Genomic DNA, 4815 nt, shown 5'->3' with positions numbered 1-4815 from the left:
ACTCGTCTGTCCTTCGAGGTTCCAGTCTATCACTGAACTCTTCAATCACAGAACAACCCGAAGATAGCACATCGTACCCCCGTGTATGGAACCGGACGTCATTGCTGAATTCGGATTCATTCGTGCCATCGGATGATGTCACACGATACCGGACAACAGAATACACCCCTGGATTGAAGATATCGGTATACGTGCCAGTACCAGCATGAACCCTGCCTACAACGACTGGATCTTTCGTGGGAAAACCTCGATAGATCTGATAGGAGACCACATCGGCAGGTTCCTCGGGACTTCCGGAGTAAGGATCGTTCACCGAAAGATCCCACTCAAGCTCAACCTCGCAGCTAATGCCGTTATACGTTATATCACCGGTGAGGTTGGTGGGCGGTTCAGGTATCGTATTGTCAGCATCAAAACATCCAGTATGCCAGCTGTCATGCTGGAACTGACGCCACGGTATCTCAGCGGGAAAAGAGTTAACCCCAAGATCGTAGCAATAAGCGTAAGAATCACTGCCATCAGCAAACACTATTTCAAGACTGCTGTCGTTATCAAGATCAGCAATAACGGGCTGACCTTTTATGGTGTTCAATCCGGGGTCGGTCACAGGATAACCGCTGCAGATACTGCCATCACCGTTGATGGCGTAGAGGTATCCATCTCCAGTACCGACTACTATCTCAACCTTGTAATCTCTATCAATGTCCGCTATGGATGGTGATGTCGGGGCACCCGTTACCACCACCGGGAAACCCGGTAATGGATCATACTGATCCCCATACTCGAAAGCCTCTCCCGACCAGCAGTATACATGTCCCGTGTTATCAACGGCCACAATATCAAGAATATCATCATCGTTCATATCTGCTATGGCAGCTGAATTGACAACTGTGCTGCTGGTATAGAACGTATGCTCAAGACACCCATCATACGCATCAAGAACAAGAACCCTGTGAGCTGATTGATCAATGTGCGTTCCGATTATTATCTCGTTCTCTCCGTCTCCATCAACATCACCTGCCACCGGGGATGCAAAGAAATAACAGTTGTAGATTGCTGACTTCCATATCTCATTGCCATCTGCAGGATCAAGAAGGTAGATAGCGCTGTCCCAGTCTTTCCCGCGATCTGAGGGTGGATAGGGATAATTTGTGTTAAATCCATCGGATGTGCAGACGAGTATTTCTTTACCGGACAGTTGGATGGATATATCACCAACAGCAGGCGTACAGGTTACGGAAACCCCTCCAGGCTCAAGCTCATGCTGCCAGATACGGTTGCCTCCCTGATAACCATACATCCAGACGGTACAAATCGCATAGGGCTGATTTTCATCGAGGTGTCTGCAGATCACCACCTCCGGGTGTTCGTCTCCGATCAGGTCACAAACAGCAGGGGCACTGTGACTTGGATAGGTGCCTGTAATACCAGCCTCAGAACCCATATCAACAGGCCAATTCATGAAGCAGGTTCCTGTCGCGGCATCCCATGCATTACAACCGTAGGGATGAACAGCGAGAACTTCCATATTACCGTCAAGGTTAAGATCAGCAATTGCAGGTGAAGAATAGATAGGAGAAAAGAATCCACTCCAGTCTCCGGATTCAAGTGTCTGAAGAATATTACCGTTTTCATCTATCAGCTCAACTACACCTTCTCTGGTCTGAACAGCTATATCAAGATCACCGTCACCATCAAGATCCCCAAGAACAGGGGAACCGCCAACCTGGTGGTTAAGGAGTACAGCCCATTCGAGTTCAGCTCCAAAATTCAGACTAAGTTTATGGTGGGTGTCATAGGAAGGACCAGGTACAGTTCCGGCACCTTCAGGATCCATAAGATCATTTTCATCGGTATCGGAAGCACCAACGGATAGAACGTATGACCCATCACTTTCCTCAGTTGGTAAAGTAACCTCTCCTATCCAGGTGTCATTGGGAACAACTGAACCGCTCCATTCACCATTGCCTACAGAAAGAGGACCGAGAACTGCAGAGAGTGAGCTTGTGTTCATCTCTTCTGTGAAGACCAATACCACTTGAAGCTCTGCCCCGGCAGAGGCAGGATTATCAACAGAAACATCAAGATCTGCAGAAAGACCGTCAGGCACCCATTCAGCGTGGTAATAAGTCTGATCGGTTTCGAGATCAAGCATGGATACTTCACGGAGGGCAGGATAGAAGTTGTGAAGCTCGCAGTCGATGCTCCGCATGAATTGTACTTCCGGATTGGGGAGAACATCATTCACATGTGTAAAGCATGTTACATCAATCTGATAGGAACCATCCGGATAGGCAGCAAGAACGGGATTGATCACATCATCGGAAAACTCATAATTGATGTTCGTATCCCAGCAGTTCTCCTCAATGTTCTCTATTCCAATACCTTCCCAGCCCTGCATGTCCCCGCAGTTGGTGAGACAGACGATAAGGCCGTCTCCATCGCCTGGAAACACTGGACCCATTTCGTGTCGGAAATAGAGCTGCCATACTTTTTCATTACCGTCTTCATTTGAAAGCGGGCAATCTAAGTTCACTATGTAGTTCTCTTCCAGAAGTTCATCTCCAGATGTGGTTTCTCGAATCAGGTTCCATCCGATACGCTCAGGTACAAGATCATCTCGTCCACAACCCGTAGTCGTACTCTGTCCTTGCCCTCGAAGGCTAAAACCGAAGAAGAGGTCTACATCTTCTAAAAGGTTGTATTCGTCCAGCATGATACCGGGAACGCTCCCTGCACTACTAGGCCAGGATGAAGGAACCATATCCTCCAGAAAGAAGGATCGGAATGCTGGATCATTGTTGTTAGGGTTGAAAATCCAATCAAAATTAGCTCCCTGCTCAGGCTCTGGATTCAGGTAATCAAGAGGATTTACATAACACCAATCCCAGAGTTCATCTGTAACAGGCCATTCCCACCAGGACCATTTGAAATGGATATGAGGTGTTGTAACATCTGGATGCATGCAGCCTAGATTTGTTCCAACAACAACAGGTTTACCTACCCACAAACTATAGGGTGAAACGTATGGATTATTAAGATGCTCATACCACCATCCGTAGTCTTCATGATCGCCAATACCTGTTCCTTCTGCAGTCACAACAACCCATTGTGTAATTCCGCCTATATAAAAGTCACGTATTTCCGTTACAACACCATCTATTACGCACCTAACTTCGTCTCCATCACCTCCACTTTCTGTTTGCGAATCAATATCTATACCGGCATGAAACCGCCCTTCGCTCCAAGTATTTGGCTCACCATAACTGTTCAATAGAGTCTTTGTAGCATTTTGATCAGTTCCCACAGGCCAAGGAACACTAGTTGGGTCGTTTGCATATGCAGATAAAGCAAAGAATAATACTGTTGCTGCTACGCTCTGTTTGATTATCCATTTCATCGCTATCACCTGCCCTCAATCTGCATGACAAACATGGGGAGATTGAAAACATCAGGTGATCCGAAGGCTGTTGGATACCCATAGGCTGCATTCACAGGATTAACAAGTAGATAGTAACCATTAGGAGAAACATCTGCTGCAGTGAATCCTCTTGATGGAAGAGTTTCGTTACAGATTCTATTTTCCTTAATAATCACATTCAGCTCGATGAAGTTTCCTGATTGCGTTTCGTGTAAAGTTGCGAGTGATACGCATACACCTTTCTTTGAAGTTGAAATAACTGAATACGGCAATTCACTATGATCATCTGGAGCAGTCTCTGGATAGAGTTCAACTTCATCTTTTTCTATATTCAACATTTGTCCTGTTATAGCACCTCCTAAGCATAGATATTTCCCATCAGGAGAAAAATTATACTCACTGCAGTTCCTGAAATATTCAGTCCGTTCAGATACTATTTCAGCAGTTCCGTTGTAACAGTCAATGAGACAGGCGTCTGCATCTCTTCCAGATTGACATACATAATGTCCATCTGGTGAGATAGAGGGTATCCAAGAATGGTGATGAAGCCGTATAGGTAGCGTGAATGATCGGAGCAGGTCTCCATTCTGATCAAAGATGTAAGTATCCGCATTCTCTTCTGCTATATCTTCTGTTGATGCTCCTAGACAACAGAATACAGCCACACTTCCATCAGGTGATACGACAGCATCGTATTCCCGATCGGAATCAAGTCCAAATTCCTGCTGATATGAGCCATCTGGAAACATGATGAATTCAAAGGTTTCTACAGGAAATGTCTCGTCTGGATCCAACGATACCAATCCAGATACTGCTCCAATGCTTCCATCTCTTGATATGGATATAAACGGAAGCGCAAATGCATATTCCCCTTCCATGTATCCATATGGATTATACAAATAACCTAAATCAGTAAGCTCAAATCCAGCTGGTCTCTCAGCTCCCTCTGGAACACTCAAACCCACAAGATCCGCTATCATATACTCACGCCAGTAGTATTCTCCAGGAAAGATCGCGTCGGCATCAACATAAACGGGATTGTTATCTGTATCAAAGAAGAGATGGAGGTTCTGAGATATGGCCGCCCTGACTCTTCTATCAAGCCAGTATCTGTCCTCCCAGGGAATACTCTCATCTTTGAGAGTTTCTTCTAACCAGGGATAGGGATAGCCGTCTATCAGTGAAGCTTCAAGCTCTTCTATTGTTTCCGCTCTGAAAAGCTCAATAACTTCAAACTCATCGTAATCTGTAATTGGAACCACTGTAACGGTTGATTCAGGAATGTATTCACTCTCCCAGACCTGCTGCCTAAGGGATTGCACAGTATCAATAAGATCGAAAGCACTCAAGGAAGATGCCAGAAGGCATACAATTCCTGCAATTAGTATTCTCAT

General features: G+C 45.6%; 2 protein-coding genes. Both read right to left on the bottom strand.

The window, feature by feature from the left end; genetic code table 11:
- Positions 1-3400: hypothetical protein (locus K8R76_08465; GenBank protein ID MCD4848209.1), on the bottom strand; the 3400-nt coding region annotated here is incomplete at its 3' end.
- 5 nt (positions 3401-3405) lie between these two features.
- The coding region (locus K8R76_08460) for a hypothetical protein (protein MCD4848208.1) at positions 3406-4815 on the bottom strand (1410 nt) is incomplete at its 5' end.

The sequence above is a fragment of the Candidatus Aegiribacteria sp. genome (assembly GCA_021108435.1).
In the GTDB taxonomy this organism is placed as follows: Bacteria; Fermentibacterota; Fermentibacteria; order Fermentibacterales; family JCC-6; genus Aegiribacteria.
Note: the sequence above shows the minus strand (reverse complement) of the source record. Positions and strands in the feature narration are given on the sequence as shown.